This is a genomic window from Synechococcus sp. R70.1 (assembly GCF_047461675.1).
In the GTDB taxonomy this organism is placed as follows: Bacteria; Cyanobacteriota; Cyanobacteriia; order Thermostichales; family Thermostichaceae; genus Thermostichus.
The window spans coordinates 1-504 of sequence record NZ_JANSHR010000111.1 but is presented as its reverse complement, the minus strand read 5'-3'; the positions used below and the strand labels follow the sequence as shown (position 1 = coordinate 504).

At 57.9% G+C, this 504-nt stretch carries 1 pseudogene; it reads right to left on the bottom strand.

Going from position 1 to position 504, the window contains the following annotated elements:
• Positions 1-504: pseudogene (locus NW807_RS10865) on the bottom strand (AAA family ATPase); the annotation flags it as partial.

Genomic DNA, 504 nt, shown 5'->3' with positions numbered 1-504 from the left:
CCGCCCCACCTCCAACCTAAGCAGAGGCATGCGCCACTCGCTGGCTATGGGTTTGGCGCAGAGGGATTTGCCAGTGCCTTGGATCCCGGCCAGCAAAATCCCTTTGGGACTGGGCAAGCCATAGTCGCGGGCCTGAGCGCTAAAACTGTTGCGGCGTTCTCTAATCCAGGCCTTGAGGTTTTCCAGGCCGCCGACATTTTGCAAGGTTTCCGAAGGGCTGTAAAATTCTAGGATTTCCGTTTGGCGGATGTATTGCTTTTTTTCTTCCAAAACCAGATCGATGTCGCCCTCGCTGACCTTGCCCTTGGCAGCTAAGGCGCGGGCCAGGATGCGTTCAATGCGCTGCCGCGTCAGTCCTTGGCAGGCTCGAACCAGTTGTTCTCGCGCAGGGCTGCTCAGCTCCAGTTGGCGGGCAGGGATCGCGTGGGTAAGGAGCCGCTCAATTTCGGGAATGCTGGGCAGAGGAAAATCAAAGACCACGATTTCCTCCCGCAGCTCGGAAGG